The organism is Marinobacter sp. RI1 (assembly GCF_041155085.1).
In the GTDB taxonomy this organism is placed as follows: Bacteria; Pseudomonadota; Gammaproteobacteria; order Pseudomonadales; family Oleiphilaceae; genus Marinobacter; species Marinobacter nauticus.
In genome coordinates this window covers 1,583,049-1,605,496 of the sequence record NZ_AP031605.1, presented here as the reverse complement: position 1 = coordinate 1,605,496, position 22,448 = coordinate 1,583,049, and the positions used below count along the sequence as shown (strand labels likewise).

General features: G+C 56.7%; 17 protein-coding genes. 6 read left to right on the top strand and 11 right to left on the bottom strand.

All coding sequences use genetic code 11. The features are described from left to right. Nucleotides 1-151 precede the first annotated feature (151 nt). On the top strand, nucleotides 152-2,017 hold the full coding sequence (locus tag ACAM27_RS07200; protein WP_369612771.1) for an alkaline phosphatase D family protein: 1,866 nt from the start codon (nucleotides 152-154) through the stop codon (nucleotides 2,015-2,017). Nucleotides 2,018-2,055: 38 nt separating this feature from the next. Here ACAM27_RS07200 and ACAM27_RS07195 read toward each other — a convergent pair whose 3' ends face one another. From ACAM27_RS07195 to ACAM27_RS07185, 3 genes are all read right to left on the bottom strand, one after another. Further along, nucleotides 2,056-2,754 carry a crotonase/enoyl-CoA hydratase family protein gene (locus ACAM27_RS07195; protein ID WP_219193720.1) on the bottom strand — a complete coding sequence of 233 codons (699 nt, stop codon included), beginning with the start codon at nucleotides 2,752-2,754 and terminating at the stop codon, nucleotides 2,056-2,058. 96 nt (nucleotides 2,755-2,850) lie between these two features. Further along, entirely contained in the window at nucleotides 2,851-5,424 is a 2,574-nt protein-coding gene (locus tag ACAM27_RS07190) for a DUF2339 domain-containing protein (protein ID WP_369612770.1), read from the bottom strand. A 27-nt stretch (nucleotides 5,425-5,451) separates the two neighbouring features. Continuing rightward, complete coding sequence (locus tag ACAM27_RS07185; protein WP_369612769.1) at nucleotides 5,452-5,826, bottom strand: hypothetical protein; 375 nt, start codon at nucleotides 5,824-5,826, stop codon at nucleotides 5,452-5,454. Between the two features lie 122 nt (nucleotides 5,827-5,948). Between ACAM27_RS07185 and ACAM27_RS07180 the strand changes: the two genes are divergently transcribed. Both ACAM27_RS07180 and ACAM27_RS07175 read left to right on the top strand, forming a co-directional pair. Next, a complete protein-coding gene (locus ACAM27_RS07180) occupies nucleotides 5,949-6,692 on the top strand; it encodes a substrate-binding periplasmic protein (protein ID WP_369612768.1) in 744 nt (247 codons plus the stop codon). A 254-nt stretch (nucleotides 6,693-6,946) separates the two neighbouring features. Then, nucleotides 6,947-9,781 carry a M66 family metalloprotease gene (locus ACAM27_RS07175; RefSeq protein WP_369612767.1) on the top strand — a complete coding sequence of 945 codons (2,835 nt, stop codon included), beginning with the start codon at nucleotides 6,947-6,949 and terminating at the stop codon, nucleotides 9,779-9,781. 50 nt (nucleotides 9,782-9,831) lie between these two features. Here the strand turns inward: ACAM27_RS07175 and ACAM27_RS07170 are convergent, their stop codons facing one another. The 3 genes from ACAM27_RS07170 to ACAM27_RS07160 all read right to left on the bottom strand — a co-directional run bounded on the left by ACAM27_RS07170 (nucleotide 9,832) and on the right by ACAM27_RS07160 (nucleotide 13,790). Next, entirely contained in the window at nucleotides 9,832-11,973 is a 2,142-nt protein-coding gene (locus ACAM27_RS07170; protein WP_369612766.1) for a methyl-accepting chemotaxis protein, read from the bottom strand. Nucleotides 11,974-12,194: 221 nt separating this feature from the next. After that, a complete protein-coding gene (locus ACAM27_RS07165; RefSeq protein ID WP_369612765.1) occupies nucleotides 12,195-13,049 on the bottom strand; it encodes a hypothetical protein in 855 nt (284 codons plus the stop codon). Between the two features lie 63 nt (nucleotides 13,050-13,112). After that, nucleotides 13,113-13,790 carry an NAD(P)H-binding protein gene (locus ACAM27_RS07160; RefSeq protein ID WP_222534483.1) on the bottom strand — a complete coding sequence of 226 codons (678 nt, stop codon included), beginning with the start codon at nucleotides 13,788-13,790 and terminating at the stop codon, nucleotides 13,113-13,115. A 96-nt stretch (nucleotides 13,791-13,886) separates the two neighbouring features. On the opposite strand from ACAM27_RS07160, the gene arfB reads away from it, so the two are divergent. After that, a complete protein-coding gene (gene arfB / locus ACAM27_RS07155; protein ID WP_222534484.1) occupies nucleotides 13,887-14,300 on the top strand; it encodes an alternative ribosome rescue aminoacyl-tRNA hydrolase ArfB in 414 nt (137 codons plus the stop codon). Here the strand turns inward: arfB and ACAM27_RS07150 are convergent. Further along, on the bottom strand, nucleotides 14,297-15,853 hold the full coding sequence (locus tag ACAM27_RS07150) for a BCCT family transporter (RefSeq protein WP_222534485.1): 1,557 nt from the start codon (nucleotides 15,851-15,853) through the stop codon (nucleotides 14,297-14,299). The genes arfB and ACAM27_RS07150 overlap by 4 nt on opposite strands. 285 nt (nucleotides 15,854-16,138) lie before the next feature. Beyond that, complete coding sequence (locus ACAM27_RS07145) at nucleotides 16,139-17,035, bottom strand: hypothetical protein (protein WP_369612764.1); 897 nt, start codon at nucleotides 17,033-17,035, stop codon at nucleotides 16,139-16,141. A gap of 390 nt (nucleotides 17,036-17,425) precedes the next feature. On the opposite strand from ACAM27_RS07145, the gene ACAM27_RS07140 reads away from it, so the two are divergent. Continuing rightward, entirely contained in the window at nucleotides 17,426-17,917 is a 492-nt protein-coding gene (locus ACAM27_RS07140; RefSeq protein WP_219193706.1) for a hypothetical protein, read from the top strand. Between the two features lie 16 nt (nucleotides 17,918-17,933). Here ACAM27_RS07140 and ACAM27_RS07135 read toward each other — a convergent pair whose 3' ends face one another. Further along, nucleotides 17,934-18,839: a DMT family transporter gene (locus ACAM27_RS07135; protein ID WP_023009181.1), complete on the bottom strand. Its 906-nt coding sequence runs from the start codon at nucleotides 18,837-18,839 to the stop codon at nucleotides 17,934-17,936. Between the two features lie 123 nt (nucleotides 18,840-18,962). Between ACAM27_RS07135 and ACAM27_RS07130 the strand changes: the two genes are divergently transcribed. Further along, nucleotides 18,963-19,892 (top strand): helix-turn-helix domain-containing protein, encoded by a 930-nt coding sequence (locus tag ACAM27_RS07130; protein WP_369612763.1) that lies wholly within the window; start codon nucleotides 18,963-18,965, stop codon nucleotides 19,890-19,892. A 21-nt stretch (nucleotides 19,893-19,913) separates the two neighbouring features. On the opposite strand, the gene mtgA is transcribed toward ACAM27_RS07130, so the two are convergent. Beyond that, nucleotides 19,914-20,621, bottom strand: a complete 708-nt coding sequence (gene mtgA, locus ACAM27_RS07125; RefSeq protein ID WP_369612762.1) for a monofunctional biosynthetic peptidoglycan transglycosylase — start codon at nucleotides 20,619-20,621, stop codon at nucleotides 19,914-19,916. An 11-nt stretch (nucleotides 20,622-20,632) separates the two neighbouring features. Continuing rightward, on the bottom strand, nucleotides 20,633-22,372 hold the full coding sequence (locus ACAM27_RS07120) for an amidohydrolase family protein (protein WP_369612761.1): 1,740 nt from the start codon (nucleotides 22,370-22,372) through the stop codon (nucleotides 20,633-20,635). Nucleotides 22,373-22,448: the final 76 nt, after the last annotated feature.

Genomic DNA, 22,448 nt, shown 5'->3' with positions numbered 1-22,448 from the left:
TAGCAAGGCAAGGACATGCGATCACAGGCGGCATAAACACTGCATTTGCGATCCCTGCGGTTAATTTGATCAGATATACTGCACGTTTTAATGACAACAACAAAGCGGGCATTACCCCCGAAAGGATTCACATACCGGAAAGGAGTTTCCCATGATCATCTGCGGCCCTATCGTACGCCACTCCAATCGCACCGTGCTCAACCTATGGCTGGTATTAGACCAGCGTCCCGAGAGCATTCAACTGAATACCTATCTGGATGATGCCAGAGCATCACCAGTTACCAGAGACTGCGACGCCGAGTTCATACCAGCAGGCGATAACTGCTTTATCTGCATGCTGTCGACGGACCTTCCCCTCGACAACGCCGAGCCTTATCACCAAACCAATGAGCTCTTCTATGAAATAGTACTGGATGGCGAGCCCTTTGGAGACAGCCAGCTGCTCGCGACACTTTGCCCTGGCACGGACAAGCTGCCCAGTGTTTACCTGCCCCGGGAACATCGGCATTTCATTCAGGCCTCCTGCCGGCGCCCTCACTCCCCAGGGCAAGACAAAAAGCCGGACCAACTTGCCCGGGGCGCCCGTTTGCTGGCGGAGAATCTGCGCAAGGAGAGCCGGCCAAGCCAGCTGTTTCTGACCGGCGACCAGATCTACGCCGACGATGTGTCACCCTTGCTGCTGGATTATCTGGGCAAGCTGCAGAAACACCTTGGACTGGCCGATGATCTGAAAAACCTGCCGGCGGGCAAAGACCTGCTCCGGCTGTCGAAACTGGATGACCGGCACTGGGTAACCCGAAGCCCCTACGGATTCAGCTCCAGCGCCAAAAGCTCTCACCTGCTGACCCGTGCCGAATATCTGAGCATGTACCTGTTTGCCTTCTCAGGCGCCGGACACCAGTTTGGCCTCGACTTCGCGGGCCACGACGAACTCAAGCCACGGCTTGCCAAACAGCCCGCCAATACCCGGGATGGCCGGAACCCGCCGGTGCAATATGTCTACACGGAGCGACAACACGCAGAAGACCACCGTAATCTGTCTGGCTTTGCACATCTGGCCCGTTCGGAGGTCCGCCAACTGCTCGCCAACACGGTGACCTACATGATCTTTGATGACCATGAAGTAACCGACGACTGGAACATCTCGAAACAGAACGCCCGGCAACTGAGCACCACGCCCATTGGCCGGTATGTGCTGATCAACGCTCTGCAGACTTACTTCCTCTGCCAGCACTGGGGCAATCAGCCCTCTCTGGTGAAGTCCGAAGTGGCAAAACTCAAAACACTTCTCGAACAGAATACGCCAGCCGACCACAAAGAATGGGACTGGTTGCTTGAGCGGTACTGGGGCTACGAACTGGAACAGACACCGCCGGTGGCGGTGCTGGATACCCGCACGCACCGGGAATTCAGCAAGCGAGGCAAACACTCGCTTGGCCTGATGTCTGATCAGCAGATCCAGCAACTGGGCCAGAGACTCTCCGGGTTTCATCAGTGTCGCACGCTGATTGTGGTCTCACCGACCCCCACCTACGGGTTCAGTCATATCGAATACCTGCAGCTGAATTTTCCCATGTTCAAACGCACCCTGGACCGGGAACCCTGGAGCGCTGACACGGCATCGCTCGAGGCTCTGAAAGCGTCCTGCTGCCAGCTACCCGGCGTTGAGCATGTGGTGGTTTTCTCTGGCGACGTTCACTACGCCTTTGCCCGAAGACGTCAAACCAGCCAGGGGCCCGTGCTCTGGCAGATCTGCAGCAGCGCCTGCAACAACGTACCCATGGGTGAGAATATCGGCTTGAGGGCCATCAACAGGATCGGCGAGTTACTGGGCAAAAACCAGGAACGTTACCTGCTGCCGGAAGACAGCGACTTCTTCCTGACCAGTGACCGCAATATCGGCACCTTGATGCTTGACGATCAGGGCTGCCCGGTCCAGGCGGGATTGCTGTGTGCGGGAGAAAACGGCAGTTACCAGAAGCGTTACGATCTGGTGAACTACCGGGAAACCAACTGAAGCGACAGGAGCCACCAGACAGGTGGCCCCGTCAGGGATCAGCCCAGTACGTCGAAGTGGGCTGCATCCTGCTCAATGCACCAGTCCAGCTTCTCCAGATAAGCGGCCTTGGTTTTGAGCTTGGTTTGCTTGTGGGCGCGCATGTTCAGTTGCTTCATTTGCGTTGCCACCGCTGTGGCGCGCTCCGCCAACTGTTCCGGCGCCACAATTTCATCCAGGAAGCCGGCCGCGATAGCCGTTTCCGGGTTAAAGATCTCAGCGTTTACCACCGAGCGGTAGAAGTAAGGGGCCGGCATACGATGGCGCGCAATCTCAATGCCCGCATGGTGCATGGTCATACCAATGGCCACTTCATTCAGGCCCAGCTTGAAGCCACCCTCTACCCCGATTCGATAATCCACTGAAAGCAGAACGAACGCGCCCTTGGCGATGGCGTGGCCACTGCAGGCGGCAATAACCGGCAGCGGAAATGCAGCCAGACGACGGGTAAACGTAGAGCCCACCTTAACCAGCGCCATGGCCTCTTTCGGGCCTTTCTGCATTTCCTTGAGATCATAGCCGCCGGAAAACATCCCCGGCTGGCCCGTGAGAATGACAATGGCCTTATCCTGCTCTGCCTGGTCCAGCGCGGCATTCAGCGCGTCAAATACCTCATGGCTCAGAGCGTTAGCCTTGCCATTGTTCACGGTAATGGTGGCAATGCCGTCGTTCAGTTCGTAAGTTACGAGTTCTGTCACCTGGATTTCCTCATCTACTGCCAGAATTAAGTGAGTGTTTGTTAACTGTATAGCGAACACCGGTCATGGGCAACGCCAAAATCCCGATCAACGGTCTCAGGATTCTGACGCCTTCCCGGAGCCGGAGGTTCGCCGGTACATCCACGCCAGGCCAAGCAGCGCCAGCCCCAGCCCCATAAAGGCAGCAACCCGCCACAGCCCCTGCAGCCCTGCCATATCCACCAGAAAGATCTTGCCGATGACCAGGCCAAGCAGAATCATTCCGGCCTTGTGCAGCAACGCACTCCGGTTCTGGGTGGACCAGAGAATTGCGGCAATGGCGTAAAGCATGCCCACCACCGAATAGGTATAAAGCTCACCCTCGCTCATGCCACTGGCTATCGTCATCTCCGAGCCCTGCCACAGTTGCCGGATTTCGAGCAACGTGAACAGTCCGAATGCCCCGGCAGCGACACACAGAGACCAGCGAACCGGAACCAGATCCGAGAACCGGCTGTTCGCCAGGGCCAGCAGAACCGGCGCGCCATAGGCCAGCAACAACATATTGAAGACCGGGGTGTCACCAACCACGCTGGTTGCCCACCATGGATTGTGTACCACAACCAGCACCAGATAGCTCAGCACGCTGAGGACCAGCAGCACACGGGCCAGCAGTCGATACAACCAGCCCAGAGCCCCGGCCACGCTGGCCCGGAACACGTAGACCATACTCAAGGCCCCCCAAAGCAAGGTGTTGACTGACGCCTCGGTGAACCCGTATTCATGGGCAAATATATTGCCATCGTACAACCAGTAGCGGAGTTCGGCCCCCAGGAACAAAACCAGCAAATGCAGAGTGACCGCTTCCAGCCAGGGCCTGATGGCTTCGGCCCGGGCCAGCCAGGCGGCACCCGCCGCAAACATCGTTACTCCACCGTAGGTCCAGAGCGACCAGTGCCCGTCGCCCTCATAGGTCTGCAACCAGGGATTAAACGTCAGCCTGGTCACAACAATCGCCAACAGGACTTTGAGAACAAGAAACAGCTCCGGCGCCTGGTAACGCCGCCCAAGCCAGACGAGGCTGACAAACTGGGCCGCCAGCGCCAGGGTCATCGAGGCTTCCTGCAGCCACATGGCGACCGCCAGAGAGTAACACCCATGGGCGGCCAGAATCGCCCAGACCAGGCCCGCTCGATACGCGTGGTTTCGCTCCAGCTGCCACGCCAGCCCACCGTAAACCGCAGCGGCCAACAGTGACGCAATGGCCCAATTACCCGAGGCCTGGCCACCCTGAATCAGCAACCAGCCCAACACCAGCCAGACGACCGGCGCGAGCATGACCAGAGACGCCCAGCGCCTGAGTGTTAATTGACTCCGCCACTGCCAGAGACCGGTTAACACCACCACAATTGAGGCCACAATCAGATACGTCAGGAAATCCTGGTGATAATTCGGAGCCAGCGGCATGAACAGCACCTCGGCACTCCAGCGGCCGGACCATGCCAGCCAACCGGCAAACGTGGCGAGCACTGCCGCCCAGGGCAGATACCAGAGCTGTTGCCGACTCTGAGGCAACAGCACAGCCAACGGCAGGATCAGCAACCAGACCAGGAAAGAGGGGGCATCAACGGGTTGCCCGTATATGGAAGCACCCCAGACCGACAGCACCGCCAACAAAGCTTCGCGGCGACGTTCAGGGCTCAGCCGTCGGCGACCGGGCAAAAAAGAGAAGAGCAGAAGGAGCACCGGCAGATAGCAGGCAATCGCCAGACTGTTGGTTTCACTCGCGGCCACCAGCAACCACCACAGACCTGCACCGGCGAGCGTGCCATACCAGAGCCAGGACCGGTAAACATGCTGCATCAATAACAGAGAACTGGTGGTAATCACCACACTGTAACTGAGCACAAAGGCCGAACTGCCGCCTTCCCCGCCAACCAGTAATGGCACAAGATAGGCGCCGCTTAATCCCATAATGGCCAGCAGTGGGCCATGGACAAGCGCCAGGGCCATGGTGGCAAGTGACACCAGCGCAAGCCCGACCAACGCCAGGACAGGACCGATCAGCTGATAGTGATGAACACCCGCCAGCATGGCGGCATAAAGCGTGACACTTCCACCACCGGCAAGTGCCGCAAAGACCTGATCCGTGCCCAGATGGCGTCGCCGCAGGAGTTCAGCCGCAGCATGGAGAGCAACCCCGGTCACCAGGGCCATCAGCAACTGCTGTGCGGGACCAATCAAACCGGCGCTGATCGAATGGCTGACCATAAAAATACCGGCCAGGCTGACGCTCAATCCGCCTAACCACACCATCCAGTTCTCTTTCAGTGCCTGAGCGAAGCGGGGTTCCACAGAAGGGCGGCGATAGTCGGGGGATGGGACAACCGCTTCCGGCTCGGCGGGCGCAGGCTCCGGTTCCAGCGGGAGCGCGGTGTTATCAACATCGGCGTCAGCGGTATCGGGCACCGCTTGGGCAGCCGATGCCGCCTCATCACTCCCAGGCTGGGGTTGAAACTGTTGACGCTTCAGCGCCTCCAGTTCATGCCTTAAACCGGTAACCTCCTCGCTCAGAGCTTCGATCCGGCTGGCATGGCGATCCCGCTGGCGAAAAGCGAGAAATCCCAGCAATGAGCCAACTGGCACAAGCAGGAGAACACCCGCAACCAAAAGATAAAACAAAGCTTCCAATGGACTTATCCTTGTCGTGTCGTTACGTCAGGGTTGCACCACCCCGGATTGAGGCACCAGGCAATTGATCATGGTAATCGACAGATCCCGGAATACTGCTTCAGACATCACGTTATCCGGAAACCGGCCGACCATCGTTCGCCGGCAGGATGAGGATCGACTGTTTGCTCGCTGCACACAATCGTTGAATGTCTCCCCGCTATCCCGTCCCGTCGCCTCGCTGCAAAAAACGGGAACCCGGCTGACCACAAAATCAAGTACCTCCCCCCGGCTTGCAGGGCTGGTCGCCAGGTTACTGAAACGCTCTGCACTGGCCGGAGCCGGGGTTCCCCTGGTCTGGTCCCACAATACGTAGAGCAATGCGGCAGAAACCAGCGTTACTGTGACAACGGGCATCTTCATTACAAATCCTTAAAACAGAGTGGCGCGCCATTGTAAAGAAGAACAATCCGAGCTGCCTCATTGAACACCGGTTGAATACCATAGTGAACTCCCAAATTCTGAACCGAAAACGGAGCATCCTCATGAAAGGGAAACTCGGACTTCTCGCTGCCATGCTCGTTCTGGCCGGCTGTGCCACCGCTTCCGAGCAACTGCGCGTTTACACCGAACAATATCCTCCTTATAACATGACCACCAGCGGTCAGCCCTTTGCCCATTCAGAATCCGAAATCACCGGCCTCTGCACCGATGTGCTCAAAGCTGTTCTTGAGAATGCCAAGGTCGACTACAGCATCAAACTGCGTGACCTCAGCTATGGCATGAACCGCGCCCAACGGCACGAAGACCATGGTATCTACTGCGTATCCAAGACAGACGAGCGGGAGCCTTTCTTTGAATGGGTGGGACCACTCTCCAGCATCAAGTGGACCCTGTTCGCCAAGCCCGGCTCCAGCATCAAACTGGACGATATTGAGGATGCCCGTGACTACCGTATCGGTGGCTACAAGGGCGATGTGATGACGGGATACCTGGAAGACAAAGGATTCGACGTTTCCGCCATCACCAACAATGGACTGAATGCCAAGCGGCTGGAACAGGATCAGATCGATCTATGGGTGGCCGATGGCCTGGCAGGCCCCTACCTGGCCGCCGATGCCTCCGACGTGACCGGCCTTGAGGCAGTTCTTGTTTTCCGCGAAACCCCGATGTACCTGGCCATTAACAAGGACTCTGATCCCGACCTGATCAAAGCCCTGAATACGGCTTACCAGGCCATGCAGGAAAGCGGTGAGATAGACACCATTTCGCGTTCTTACGGGCTCTGATCAAGAGCCCGCACCTTCCCCGGAACACACTCGAGTTCCGGGGCCGTGCCCCGTTTTGCCCACTTGTCGTCAGGTACACCAAAACCAGTGATCTGCGCCAGCCAGAACCGCCTCCTACCGCTCCAACTGTGACTCACTCGACATTGTTACACTTTTGTTACAGGCACTTTCTGTCCTGAGTGCGGGACAACCGTCAGAATCCCTCGCGCAATTGCAAAAAACTGCAATACGGGAAAAATTCAAAGGGATTCAAGATGTTTTCGAGAAAAACCGTTGTACTTGGATTAACCGGACTCTTGCTTGCAGGCTGCGGCGGAAGCTCCTCAGATAGCGATGATCAGGCGCGCACCCACACCAGCGGTACCCTGAATCTGCCGGAGGCCATTGCCCAGGTGAATTATAGTTTTCAGGCGAAAGCGGCCGCTCTCTCCGGCAACGTGACCTATCGTGCCAGCCAACTTCCCGAGTGGGCGTCGATAAACACTGCCACCGGCATCATTGCGGGGAAGCCCGATGCCGACGATGTATCTGCCCGGGTTCCCGTGGTAATCGAAGCTACCAATGGTCAGCAAACGATCACGTTGAAAGGTAACCTTCAGGTCGAGCACTCTGCGGCCTATATCGACCGTGCAGCCAGGGATTTCTATGCTACAGACTTCAACGGCAAGGCCCGGTCCCTGAGAAATGATCTTTCAGGTGGTGAACTGAAGGGCGAAGTCCAGTTCGTGCAAACCCATTCCGTTGCTCCGGCAAACAATTTCGAGCGCAACCAGGCTGACGAAACCCAAAGTAAGTATATGCCCAGGCTGACGGCCCTTCGGGATACGCTCTTACTGTTCATCCCTGACCAGACGGTTAAACCAACGACCATTGACGTCCAGGTAAGCCTGCACGGTGAGCCGCTCATGACATTGCCCATGGCCCACCCCAACGCTCTGCCGACCTCCGATACAAACAATTCACCAGCGATCCAGTACTCGAACCGCGCCTGGTCAGTCCGGTTGCCCTGGGACACCGTAAAGAATGGACTGTCCCTTCGCTTTGTGACTGACCACGACGCCAGCAGCTCAAGCTCCGGTTACCTGCCCGCGGCAAACATTGATGTCGGAGAGGCCTCCCAGATTGTGTTCCAGAGTATTCGACTGGGCATGCTAACAGAGCCGGGCCAGGAAAACGGTCATTTCACGCTTCGCGATCCCATCATGGCCGCCACCGATTATTTCCAGACCATGCCGGTATCCCGACTGGTCATGGGGAGCTATGCCGATACCGTACTTGATCGCGTTATTTTGAGATCGGGCGTGATCTACGACAAAACCGCAGATGGCGCCAGTCAGGATGATGGCGGCGTCTACAGCGGTGATATGCGTGGGGATGTCGCCAAGTCACAGGTCAGTGTGGGCATAAACATGGCCAACTTTGGCTATCCCAGCCATCACATGAACCAGGCATACCCGCACGTTTTCAAGCAGATCACCAATCATCACGCCTGGGGCATGTATCAGAATGGTCGGGTGTACCATGGACTGAGTGGCGGCAATGGCATTGGAACGCTTTATTCCTCATGGGGTAACGAAGCCAGCCATGAATGGGGTCATGCCTACGGACTGGGGCATTATCCCGGCCAGGGTTTAACGGAAGACGGCCGCTGGGCGGTACATCACGCCGACAGCGGCTGGGGATACATTGCTCACCGAAATCGTATGCGGGCAAATATAACCGGCATTCAGGAGAACGGTGATTTCGCCTTCCATAAAGACTCCATGTCCGGAGGTTGGGAGAGTTCGCCATTCTCTGTGTACACCCATTACACTGGTTATTCCGCCCGAATCATCCAGAACGATGTGGCTCGGCTGCCCGTGCCGGACACCAGCTTCCCTTCCGGTTACAAAAAGTGGAATACAACGACCGGCCAGTATGAAAATTACAGCAGCCCCCATCCTGCCCCTGCAAGCGTCGGCGTTCCGGTAGCCACAATTCTCGGCGGCTACGATCCCGATGGCACAGCCGCTGTCATCTACCCGGTTTTCCACGGCAACTACGGCAACGTATTTGAACTGCCGAAGCCAGACCTGAGCGCTGCCGGCGACCTTTGCTGGGTGGAAGTCAGCAACGCCGAAGGCAAGCAGAAGCAGGTTTCCGTGGCCCCGGGCCGGCACAATGCCGGCAGCATCAATCAGCTGCACTTCAATCTGCACGCCGATTTCAGGCCGACCAGCGCCAGCTTGTTCTGTCGACGTGATGGCGACATCCAGACTCTGACCCAAACAAGCTTTGACGGATCAATTCCTGAACTGCCTCCGGTTGGCATCGTTGGTCAGGACACAGGCTATCAACAGCTGCGCGCACGCGAAATAGCCGAGGTTGAAACGTTGTTGGCGGCGTTGGACAACGCCCAGTTCGCGGTGATGAGCGGTGAACTTGCAACCCTGGTTGCAAGCTATACCGATACTGAGTTGCAGAATGAATTGTCGACTGAAGCCTGGCAGCGCCTTGAACAACTGAAGGAACAGGACGAGGCAACCCGAGAGATTGCCGTCATTCTCGAACAGGCCCGGCGCGCCAACCTGACGGTGTCGGAAACCCGGAGCCGGCTGCTTCACGCGCTCATCGAAAACGGCTTGATTGACTCGGCCGATGATCTGGTCCCCAGCGGTGACGTCATTCGCGGCAACAATCTGTTCTTCGATAGCAACCTTGATGAAGATGGCTATGTGGCTCTCACGCCGCTGCCTCAGGATCTTGACAGCACTCCCCGCTGGACCATGGACCTGAAAGGCCGGATCCATCCGACGGCTACTCCCTGGGAATGCCTGACGCCTGTCAGCGGCAGGCTCGGACTGACCTTATGCCAGGCCGATAATGCCAACCAGCGCTGGCAATACAATGAGGAAAACCAGCAGTTGCGGAACGAGGGAAGCGGGCGTTGCCTGGACTACGCCCACCACAATACTACCCTGATCACCTATGGTTGTACCGGCAGCTGGAACCAGACGTGGTCTGGCGTCTCCGTATCACACAACCGACTGTTGTCCCTGCTGGACGGCGCCCTTTTGGCAGAGGTGTATGAAACGCTTTTGACGGATTGATTCCCGGGCCCACCGATTGGCCGGGGCTGAAGCGCCCCGGCCACTCTCTTTCAGGCATTGCTCACCTGAAACTGACCGGTCAGGTTTTTCAGCTTGTTTGCCGACACGTGCGTCATCTCAGAACTGGCCGTCAACCCCGCGATCACCGTCGTCATGAAGCTTACGCTGTCAGCAACGCCACTGGTCTGGGCACTCTGGACCGCGTTGGTTTCCGCAATGCCCGAGATCGCCCGGAAGAGCTTGTCGACCATGTGATGCAGTTCGGCATTGTCATCCGACGCCGCCCGGGCCTGAGCCAGACGGGCCTCCATCTCTGCCATGCCTTCTTCCATTGTGGTTACGGCGCGCTGAGTTTCTTCCCGCACCCGATACAGACGCTCATCAATTTCCGTCGTGGCCTGGGCTGTCCGACTGGCCAGTTGCCGGACCTCATCGGCGACGACTGCAAATCCCCGCCCTGCCTCACCAGCCCGAGCCGCTTCTATGGCTGCATTGAGCGCTAGAAGATTGGTCTGGGCAGCAATGTCGTTAATCATTTCAGCCGCCTTGCCGATCTCGTCCGTGCGTTCACTCGCGGCGCGAATACCCTCGGCCGAACGCACGATAACGTCGCGAATGCTCTCGGTTTCACGGCTGACACGGGCAAACTGATCTTTGGCGCGAGCCACCACATCTTCCATGCTTACCCGCATTTCCTGTGCCGTGGTCGAGGCATTTTCGATTTCGTTCTGCTGCAGATCTGCGCCCTTCAGCATCTGCTCTATGTCGTGTACCACCTGCTGAATCTTTTCATCCGCCTGGCGGTTCTGACCCACAAGGTGTTCACTGGCGGAGCGGGATTCACCCGCAAGACTGATGACCTGCCCCACCATGCCGTCGAGGGTATCCAGAAAGCTGTTCATCCAGCGCGCGAGATCCCCGCTCTCATCCCGCTTGGTCTTGCCGACATCGAGACGCTGGCGCAGATTCCCGCCTCCTTCGGCAATGTTTCGTATGACATCCGCGAGTGATGACAGGCTATCTGCCAGTGGCTTGGCGGAACTTGCCCGGAAGATGACAAGCCCCAGGAGCGCAACCATCGCGTTCACGGAGGCTTCCAGCCACAGAGGAGCACCGCTTGCCGAAACCGCAACGTTGGCTGCCCAGATAAGCGCCATAAGGACCCCGAGCCGCGCCGTCAGTCGATAGCTGACCGAACGTTTCCGATACACCTCCTCCAGGTCGCCTTCACACATCATGCCCCAACGATCAGGAGACCCGGGTAATTGGAAGGTCACGCCCTTGCCAATCACCGGTATATGGCGATAGTCGGAATAGCCGGGGTACTTAACGTAGAGGTTTTCACCACGGGCCATGGTTTCCCGTACCCCCGGGTGCAACTGCCCCGTAGCCGGGTCGGTAAAACGTATTTCGAATTCGGTGTGTTCCCGAATCCGTACTGTACCGAAGCCCGTACGGATTCCGTCTTTGAGGTTGTCGCCGTGACTGAAGGTAGCGTCTTCAAACCGCGAGCGCGACAGGGCAACTCCCGGTCTGATCGATGGATCAAACTGACTGTCGATCATGAAAATGTAGTTGTCGCCAGACTCTTCAAAAATGTGCCCGGCCTCGCGCTGAATCAGGTCACTCATGACATCGTTCGGAACCCGGGCACAGACTGCTGCTGCCTGATTGCCAGCAAGAGCGACCGGCTGGTAGAACATCAGCGTGACATCGTCATGAAATCTGGAAGTTGTGGCACCAAGCTGCAAGGTGACCGGGTCACTGTAGGGCCCGTGGAGAAACCGCTCTCTCACCCCTCGTTTCACGGCCGTGGGCATGAGGCCTGCGGCTCCGTTTCTGCCGGTCACCGTCGAGGCGACAACAGAGCCATCTTCTTTCACAACGAAAAGCTCGGAAATTTCCCGGAGGCGCGTAACGGCCGAATCCAGTACCTCTGAAATGCTATCGTGTTCGCTACCCTCAAGTCGTGCCGCAAGCCCCTCAAGGAAGGCCCACTTGCCATTTGCCCAGTTAATCAGCGCTTCGCGACGGGTTTTCGCGATGCTCTCGAATATCTCTTCATTCGTTGCATATTGCTGGCGGTTCAAAAAACAGGACCATCCCATCCGCAATTTACCTGTGGCCCCAAACCAGGGCAACCAGCCCCGCTCATCGGATGAAAGGTTCATGGAATCACTGCGTAAAGTCATAGCGCGCCTTCCTCAATCGGTACTGCATGCCTGCACTACAACGAGGTGGTGCAAACATACCTGCTTTCAGAAGGAAGCTAAGCAAAGAGCGGGCCTGAACCGGCGGACCGTTCAAAACCTGAAGGGAAGTAGCAACTGCCAGATTCAAACGATGAGTGAGGCGCACCATCGGGGTGCGCCATAAAAAATATGCACCAAAGAAGGGCGAGGCAACCCTGGGCTCAGCGGGTCTTCAGATTCTCCAGAAACTCAGCCATTTCTGCTTGCATGTCGACAACACGTTGCCGCCATTCCGCCTTGTAGGCCGCAAACTCCTCGCTCAATTCGCCCAATTGCAGCTGGGCTTCGGCGGCGGTCGCGGTGCTCTCCGCAAGCGTCTTCAAGTTGACTTCAGACAACTGCTCCCGCTGGTCTTCAAGCCTGATTACCGTTTCGTTCAAGGTACGTCTGTCCTGCGGCGTTGCAGATGGGGTAGATTTAAGCGCTTCCCGCAGGGATTCAGACAGCGCTTCCAGATGCTGGCTCAGCTGGTCACCGTACTCTTCAGCCAACGCCGACATATCTTCATTCATACTCTGGGCCTGCTGCTGCAACTCCCGCCCCAGCCTCTCAAGCTCTACCGCCATCTCATCGGATTGATTTGCCCAGCGACTCTTGAGATCTTCACCCAGTTTTTCCAGCTGCCCAACAAGACTTCCCCAAACTGGGCCCTGTTTCAGGGCATCGCCGGTGCGATAATAATCCACCAGCCAGTCGTCACCTTTACGTACCAGATAGGTTAAGGACTCCGTGGCTTCGTTCCGGCCCTCCAGACCACTCAGGGTGGTGGTTACCCGGGCCAGATTGTCATCAATGACCACACGCCCCCACTCAATGCTCACGTTCTGCCATTGCTGTTCAAAACCATCGAATGCCGCTTCATCGACCAGGGTTGAATAATCTGCGGCCGCTTCAGCATCCTCTTCAAGTACAGCTTGCCAAAATGCTTCCGATACTTCCTGGGGCGATTCCGGGCGACTGCAACCTGTCGCCATGAGTACGGAAGACACCAGAAAAGGAAAAAGTACATATTTCATTAATCAACCTCATCGATCGCCCGGGAACAGTGACCCGGATTTTACATCAGGTGAAGGACAGCATTAGCGACGATTGCCCATCGTTAAGATATCGTCGTACTCCCACACTCTCACCACTGCACCGCCCGAAGTGATTCCGCTAATGGTCTCGAGCTCGTTGACCATGGCCGACGCTACGGCTTCCGCTTCAATCGCCCGATATTTTCTCAGTGGCCCGATCAACGCCCGATTCGCAACCGGCATGACGGCCACACCAAGAGCCTCGGCCGTTCGAGCCTCCTTGCGCTGCCCCAGCAACAGGCTCGGGTGGTAGATCGCAAGATAAGGAAATTTCAGCGCCCGGACATTGTTCTCAAGCTCTCCTTTGACTCGATTGTAGAAAACCGGGGATTGCGACGATGCTCCGATGGCCGACATCAGAATCAATGCTCGAGCACCGGCGTTACGGGCCATCTGAGCTGCCTTCAATGCATAGTCATGATCGACCTTGCGAAAGGCTTCTCTGGAGCCTGCCTTTTTCAGGGTTGTTCCAAGGCAACAGATCAGGACATCCACCTGGAAAGCGTCAGGCTGAGCCTCCATCGCATCAAAATCCATGAAGCGCTGCTCCAGTTTCGGATTTTCCACGACCATCGGCCGGCGAACCGGAGCGATCACAGTCGATATCTCCGGCTGCTCGAGGAGCTTCTCCACCACCATGCCTCCGGTCAGGCCGGTAGCGCCTAAAACCATCACATTCATTCGGTGTCCCCTGTGTTCATCGCTTCTGATTGGTTGCCGGATTGCGTAGGATGATACTCGTAAACACCCGAATCCGAGCTCTCAACACGTGCCACTATGCTGAAATTATCCAATGCCGTCGAACTGGCAGACTGGGAAATCCAGATTACGCAGATACGATCCCAGGGGGCCGGCGGTCAGAATGTGAATAAGGTTGCCTCTGCCGTACACCTACGGTTCGACATCCTGCATTCCACCCTGCCGCCGTTTTACAAAGAACGTTTGATGGCATTGTCCGACCAGCGCATCAGTAAAGACGGCGTGATTGTGATCAAGGGGCAGTCTTTCCGCACGTTTGAGCAGAACAAAGAGGACGCGCTGAACCGACTCAAGGCTCTCATTCAGGAGGCAGTAAAACCGCAAAAAGCCCGCCGGCCAACACGACCGACGAAATCCTCCCAACGGCGGCGTGTGGATAACAAAACCCGCCGTGGGGAGATCAAATCCCTGAGGGGAAAAGTAAAAACCTAAGCCAGCCCCTGCTCTTTCGCCAGGGCTGCTGCGGCCCGGGGACCGGTCCACAAAGAAGGGAGAATAATCAACGACACCGGAATGGCTGTGATGACAATGAACTGTTGCAACACCCCAATCTGACCGGCCCCCATATAGAGAAGAATCGCGGCCATCAGTGCCATGGCGCCACCCCAGAAAACGCGAATCCAGGGTTGCGGCTCGTCATGGCCGGCCCCCACCATCGCAATGGAGTAGCTCATCGAATCTCCGGTTGTTGCCACAAAGATGGTGGTCAGCAACAGGATTGCGGCCGCCATCCAGGTGCCTCCCGGCAGTGCCTGCGCAACCGTCAATGTGGCGACGTCAAACCGGAAGCTGTTCAGGGCGTCGGTCAGATCAAACGTGCCTGAAAGCTGATGGTATATGCCTGAGCCACCCAGCAACGTGAACCAGATGGTCGTGGCGATGGGTGCCAGTATGGCAACTGCCATGATGGTTTCACGGATGGTTCTACCCCGTGAGATTCTCGATACAAACACTGCCATCAAGGGGGTGTAACCAATAAACCAGGCGAAGAAAAACACCGTCCACCACTTCATCCACCAATCGGGCGCCGTCTGTGCTGTCATGGTCGCCATGGAAAAAAACGAGCCCAGATACTCGCCCATGGATTGCAGGTAGACGTCCGTAAGGAATAGCGTGGGGCCAAACACAAAAATAACGCCGGCAATCACCAGTGCCAGGATGACGTTGAAACGACTGAGCAGCTGGATACCCCGATGCAGCCCGGTCATTGCGGATGTCATGTATACCCCTGCCAGCACGGCCAGAACCATGAGCTGAGTACCGTAGCCATCGGAGACACCGAACAGCTCATGCAATCCAAAGCTCATTTGTGTCGCCAGAAAGCCGATCGGGCCCACGGTGCCGGCAACCACTGCGATCACGCAGGCGGCATCCACCACTCCACCCAGGCGCCCGCTGACAACACGCTCGCCTAGCACGGGATAAAGCAGGGTACGTGGCTGCAGTGGCTGCCCTTGTGAGTAGTGCGCGCGCGAGAGCACGATGGCCGTTAGTGAACCAAGCACAGCCCAGGCGAGAAACCCCCAATGCATAAATGACTGGGCTAGCGCAGGTGCAACGGCGGCAGGGGATGCGGCCTCGGTATCAAACGCCGGCGGGGTGACCACAAAATGGTAGACCGGCTCACCAGCTGCGAAGAAGACTCCGCCACCGGCCAGCAACGTACACATGATCATCGATAACCAGCGGAACCGGCCAATCTCCGGCTCATCCAGCCCTCCAATCCTGGCCCGGCCGGCCCCACTTATGCCCGTGGCAACGGCCACGAAGAACGTAAGCAGCAGAAGCAGCTGGAAAAAAGAACCAAGATACTTTGCGGTCCACGAAAAACCGTGACCAATCAGGTCAGCCACGTAATCGGCATCGACAATAGAAGCACCAACAAACAGCAGAATAAAGCCAATGGTCAGAACGAGCACCACGGGGTCACTGTCGCTCCAGACGCTCTCTCCTGCCTTGGGTTTAGGGATAGTCTCGGCGGTCATTGGGAATGGGTCCTTGCGGCAAAAAGGGCGCGACACTACCGGAACTCTCCCTAAATTGCACCCAACTACGGGGAATTACGAACCTGCACGGCTGCGGATCACTCGGCGATTTGCCCACAGAATCTGTGGATAACATTGTTGGCAACGACAGGATAGGCAGTGCAAAGCGTGTAGTGGCAGGCCCTGGCGAAAAGCGCAGGTAAAATGATCAATCTGACCAGATGCTTGCTTCGCCAGGTTCGGTGGGTGCTGGCGCACCCACCATTAGCTTATTTCTCAGTCAGTTCAGGCGGGAACAGTGGCCTCGATATCGTTGGCTGAATCGGTATCGCCTTTGCCCAACAGGATATCCCGGAACGAGAGATAATACGCACCCGCGAGAACCGCACCCCAGACAAATGAAACGACAACTGTAATCACCGTCATGCCAATAATGGATGTGGTTGACGCACCAACTGCGAACGTGGGGAACAGTACCAGTTGAGTAACAACCACCGCGTTCACAGCAAAGAAAAGCAGTACAAACAGGTTCTTGAAGCACGCGCGCATGCTGTTACGAACAGCCTCAAAAGCCCCCTGCCTGGCAACCACAATCAACGGGACTGCATAGAAGAACAACGCACCGAACAGAACCAGCGCGCAAAGCACTGCAATGAACATGAGCAGAATCGCAGCAATACCTGCTGAGGGCCCGAAGCCATCATCCATGAAACCACCCATGCCATAGCGGCTAACAGATGAAAACGAAAAATCGGCAATACTTGCGATCACGTAGCCAATAACGGACAGTACAATGCCGACGACAATCATCATCACTACCATCAGGAAAGTATGAAGTATCGTGTGCCCGCTGAAGCCGGAAAACACCTGGGTAAACCGGGGAGCCCCCTCGGCTGCGCTGTGGAACAGAGCCACCATACCGGCGTTGAGTAGCAGCGTTACGAAAATGCTGACAATCACCAGCACCACGGTGCCAAAGACACTGCCACCGGAAATCATCTCCATCGCACCATATTGAATCAGCGCCGGAACAAGAAACACCAGCAGATAGGCAGGCAGAATCACGCCCCAGTTACTGCGCAGCAGTCGCACCGCCGCCGAAATCCAGTTCAGTGGTGGGCCGGCCGGAACTTTTCTCGGGATAACAGGGGTGTCATAAGAAGTATCGGTTGGGGTGCTCACAGCAGGAAGTCCTTAATGTGTTTTCCAGGAATGTCGACCATGTAGATGGCCCGTCCAAGGGGGCGGACGTTAACAAAACCTGCCGTTTAGCAATGCCCAATATTGTCCTGCTTCCTTGTAGGACATTGACCATTGAACCAAAAGCTGGATCACCGTCCCGCAGACCGAAACAGCAAAGAGTTTTCCCACAGAATCTGTGGATAACTGTGTTGGCAACCCAAGGATAGCCGGTGTGAACGGCGCAACCACAAGGCCTGGCGATGAGCGGAGGTAAAATAATCAACTCGCCCTTTGCTTCAAGGTTACCGCGCTGTGTGCAACCTGTAATCGCAGCCTTTACGAAATATCCGTAGCCTGTCTCATCACATCCACAGGTCACGGTGAAAACGCATGCTCGACAGGTTGAGAAGTATTCCAGTACGCGGTTTGTTCGCCAGGCTGTTCTCCTGGTTGTTTTTCGGATTGGCCTTCGCTCTTGTGGCAGCAACCATCGTCGATGTCTTTGAACTCCTGAACTCCGATGAGCCCTTGATGCAGGCCATGATTAATGGCGTTAACGGCAGCATTATCGCACTGGCAGTTTACGAACTGGCGATGGTGATCCGCTCGGAATACAGCGGCCGTTCAGAAACTCACGATATAGTGACTATGATGCGCCGCACCCTGCCCCGCTTCATCAGTACCGTTTGCGTGGCCATGTCGCTTGAAGGCCTGATCATGATCATCAAATACAGCCAGCTTGATTTGGCGGGGAATCTCGTTTATCCGGTTGCTATTATTGCGAGTACAGCATTGTTGTTGGCCGCACTGGGTGTGTTTTTAAAAATGGCCCCCAAAGAGATCAGTGCGAACGGGTGCGATGAGTCCTGCACGACAAAGTGAGCCCATAGCAACAGAGTCAGGTCCGTTGCTCGGGAACGCTGGTTGCGCTGACGCTCTGACGCTTGCCGGGACGAAACAACACATAGTTTCCCAATATGGCCAGCAGGGCGCCCAGCATAGCCGGCGTCGTCCACTCGAATCCCTCCAGCCAGGTGGAGACCGAAAGAGCGACAACCGGGAACAGTACCGCGGCATAGCCTGCCTTGTCGGCGCCCAGCACCTGGATGACCGTAATGTAGCAGTAGAACGCCACAATAGAGCCGGGAACGGCAAGGAACACGGTCGCTCCCCAGAATACTGAGGTGGCAGGCAGCATCCACTCTACCCCCTGGATCAGGCACCACAATCCGAGAATAAGTGCTCCATAAACCATTGCCCAGGCATTGGCCGTAAACAACGGAACCCCTGCGGCCCTCACCTTCACGCTCACCAGGTTACCCATGGAAAACCAGAAGGTTCCAGCGACCGCAAACAGTATACTCGCGCCAGTGGCATTCCCGAGTTGGAGGTCATGCCAGAACAGCAGCGCGACACCGGTCACACCAAGGGCCACGGCGGGGTAGAGCCTCGCTGTCGGCCTGGTTCGCAACCAGAGCCAACCGTTGAACGCGTTGAACAGTGCCGCCAGAGAAAACACGACCGCCAACAACCCACTGGTCATCGATTCGGCGGCCCGATAGATCAGGAGAAAATTCACGCTATATAGCGTCAGCCCTTGCAAAAAAAGCCAGCCATGCTGGCCAGGCGTCAACCTGCTCAGCCGCCGGGTAACGGCAAGAACCGCAAGTGCAACCACAGAAGCCATCACAAAGCGATAGAACACTGCCAAATCCACAGACGCAGATTCGACCTGCAGTCGAATCGCCGTCCAGGTCAGACCCCATATCAATACAGTCAGTCCATAATGGGCACTAATGGGCATGATTCAGAGGCTCCCAGTTAAATGGCAAGTTCGGGCGTCAGGTGGTCAGATTATGGAAACGAACGCGCGATAGCTTGTCAGATCCTGCGGAACCGTGGATGATTCTTGCGGAGGCCTTGCATTATGGACAACCCAACGACAACAAACCCGTCACCGCTGCAAGACAGACGGGGGCAGCTGGACATTGCCGACAGCCTTCGCACGGCGGGCGTTGCGCCGCAGAGAATGATGGACCTGGAGCATGGAAAAACCCTCGCCCAGTGGCAGAACCGTCAGGGGGAGGTTCGCTACGAGCGCCCTCGCCATCACGCCCTGAGCATCTACATTGACAAGGGCCAGCAAGCCCAGCGGATGGTCAACGGAAAGGCGGTAAGCCGCGGCTTTCCCGGCGCCGTGTGCCTGTTTCCTGCGGGCAGCTGCTCCATCTGGCAAATCGGCGGACAATTCGAGTTTTTCCATTTCTATTTCAATGATGTCGATGTCGCGCGATGTGCCAGTCAAACCTGGGATTCCGACCCGGATAAGATTCAACTGAACGAGTGCTACCACCGTGAGGATCCGATCCTGGCCCAGGCAGGCAAACTCCTGGTGCTGAGTGACTGGCAGGCACCCGGCCAGGCAATGGCGATGGATCACCTGGCACAGTGGCTCCTGCTACAGGTGGTCAGCCGACACGCCAGCGTCGCCAAAGCACCTCCCGCAGTTACCGGGCAACTGTCCCATCAGTACCGGCGACTGTTACAGGAGCAGATTCATGCGGAACTGGACCAGCCTCTCACACTGTCGGAAATGGCCGGCTGGGTGAACCTCAGCCCCTACCATTTCGCAAGACTGTTCCGGGCCACGTTTGGCTGCGCCCCCTACCAATATGTACAGGAACAACGGCTCATCCGGGCACGCGATCATCTGCGACAATCAACCACAAAAATCACCGCCATCGCTCTCGCCTGCGGCTTCAACGACGCCAGCCAGTTCAGTCGGGCATTCAAAGCCCGGTTTGGTATGACACCCTCCCAGTGCCGGAGCGAGGCCCACTCATCAAAGAGCCGGTGAACCTTCAACAACGGTTTGGCATTACCTGCCAGCGTTGATTTCGGCGAGATACCCCGCCCTCGATAGCCGAGCCATCTGCCCCTCAATCCAGGCCACTCGTTCCTGGACGTAAGGCGTGGGCGAAAGCACGCTCAACACGTTCGGGTTAGGAAGGACTGCAGCGAGATGTGCAGCCTGGAGTGGCGACAGCACGCCCGCCGGAATTCGGTAGTAGGCGCGGCTGGCTGCCTGCACACCGTAGATGCCCGGTCCAAATTCTGCGATGTTCAGATAGACTTCAAGAATCCGCTGTTTAGGCCAGATCGCATCAATTGCCAGTGCCAGACCCGCCTCGATGGCTTTTCGGACAAAGCTTCGATCATTCCAGAGAAACAGATTCTTGGCCGTTTGCTGCGTGATGGTACTGGCACCTCGCAAGCCCTCTCCAGCCTGATATTCAGAGACCGCCTTATGAACAGCCTTGAAATCAACCCCGTGGTGCTCCGGAAATCGCTGGTCTTCACTGGCGATCACCGCCAGCGCCATCCATTCGGATACCTCAGATATTGGCACCCATTCGTGCTGCAAAGGCTCGCGGGCATCACCCATCTGATAACCCAGCATGAAGGCCGAGGTCGGAGGGTTCACGAACCGGAACAGCAGGATAATTGAAAACATCAGCACCAGTACGGCTACAACTACCCAGAACATCAGCCGCAGTGACTTTCTAGCAAAAGAGGCCTTGGCCATAACCTGATTAATTACCTCGCCGGGATAAACTGTCCATAGCCCATTTCACGACCGAATGACGGCGAGAATTCCTCGTCGTCGACCACCAGCCGTCCGTTGATCAGAACCGTTTTTACAATGCCGGGGTTGCGATTGACCAAACGCTGCAGATCAAAGTTTTCCATCTCGCCCCAGTGCACCTGCTCAAGGTCCTGATTGAACCCCGCCGGATCAATAACCACAACATCGGCGCGGTCCCCCTCACGAATCTTGCCCGCATCCACACCGAACCAGTCGGCCTGATCTCCCGTCAACCGATGTACGGCCTGCTCCATGGTCATGATGGGGTCTCCGTCATTGATAGACTCATGAACGAGCTTGAGCATGCGCAGTGGCAGATTGTAGAACGCCATATTCCGAATATGGGCACCGGCATCACTGAAGGTAATCAGCGACCGAGGGTCTTTCACCAGGCGCTTGAGTACCTGTTTTCGATGGTTCCCGACGGTGGTGTACCAACGAATATTCCTGCCGAACTCCACCACCAGATCCAGAAACAGATCGACGACATGCACACCACGGGCTCTGGCCACCTCTTCGAAATTCTTGCCGATCAGGGCTGCATCCGGGCAGTCGATAATCATGGCATCACCGAAATCCCTTTGCCACACCCGGGGGCTGAGCTTCTCACCATAGAACTTCCGGAATTGTCGACGGTACGACTCGTCTTTCAGGAGATCATTACGTTCCACCGCATCTTTCAGGTCCAGCGCCATCTCACCGGCGCCAAACTCCTCGAAGAACACGACATCAATGCCATCGGCATACACGGTGAAGGGCGTCGGCAATACCTGCCAACGGAAGTCGCCCCGAAGCGCATTTGTCACCCGCGAGGTCAGTTTGGTCAGATTGGTCAGGTAAGCGCTGCCTTTGAGATCCATCTGGCTGATCAGTGTTGTCTTGAGCGGTTGGCGCAACCACCCCAGACATTCACGCACGTACTGTAGGATCTGTAATGGCGTGGCCGCATTGGGCGCCCCCTGGTGCACGCGGTTGTAGGCCCGCACCAGTTTATTCAGGCGCGCAATCTCGCTCCAGCGCGCGTAGGTGCTGGGCAGGCTTTTGGACCACTCACGGTCGCCATCCACCTTGTCCCACTTCAGACACATGGTCGAAAGTCCCAGGAAGCCCTCATCCAATGCCTCCTTCAACAAGCGTTCCATGGTTTTCAACTCTTCCTCGGTGGGCTGCGTTGAGAGATCCGTTGCCCGACTGAGTCCCATCACCCCCACCCGCAAATCACTGTGCCCGAGAAAGCTGATAATGTTTGGGCCCAGAGGAACCTGACGAAGATGTTCCACCCATTGACGCGGCGTCGACCAGGTCTTGTGAGCTTTCAGAATTGGCAACACCCGCTCCCTGGGTACGGTCTCGACCCGTGTAAAGATATCCGAGGCATCCTCGTAGTCGCTGCACACCATGCTCAAAGAGCAGCTACCCACCAGCGCGGTTGTCACGCCGTGACGCACAGATTCCGAGAGGCTTGGGCTTACCAGCAGTTCGGCATCGTAGTGCGTGTGGGTATCGAGAAAGCCTGGCATCACCCAAAGCCCGGAGGCATCGATCACGCGCTCGGCATCGTCATAAGCAATCGGATCGGCCGTCACACGGACAACCCGGCCATCCTTGACAGCAAGGTTGCGGGTAAACGAGAGTGCCCCGGTGCCGTCGAAATAGCGGCCGCCCTTGATGATGAAGTCATATCTGGCCATGGCAAAACGCCCCTCAGGATCTTGTTGTTGTGGGATGGCTATGAATCAGAATAGCCGAAGCTGGGGCAGATACCGT